The organism is Bacillus sp. GbtcB10 (genome assembly GCF_019091365.1).
Classification (GTDB): domain Bacteria; phylum Bacillota; class Bacilli; order Bacillales; family Bacillaceae; genus Bacillus; species Bacillus altitudinis.
Map to the genome: position 1 here is coordinate 1 of NZ_JAGXJP010000443.1, position 231 is coordinate 231.

Below are 231 nucleotides of genomic sequence, written 5' to 3' on the forward strand. Positions count from 1 at the left end.
TCTCCGCTCTTTTTCCCTCGCTATATTTAGGCTGATACGTTCTCCCGCCATCTAATAAGAGTATATGTCCGTGCAAATTGCTTCCCTCGTCACTTGCGAGAAATAAAGTGACTCCAGCAATATCTTCTGGTTTTCCTAATCTCCCGATAGGTATAAGGGATCGAAGCTGGCTTTTCTCAAGCTCAGTCGGATAGAGCGTATCAAGCATCTGAGATTCAATGACGCGCGGTG

At 45.9% G+C, this 231-nt stretch carries 1 protein-coding gene; it reads right to left on the reverse strand.

Features of this window, described 5'->3' with window-relative positions; genetic code table 11:
- Positions 1-231, reverse strand: a 231-nt coding sequence (locus KVT11_RS20775; protein ID WP_217609233.1) for an SDR family oxidoreductase, incomplete at both ends; no start/stop codon positions are given.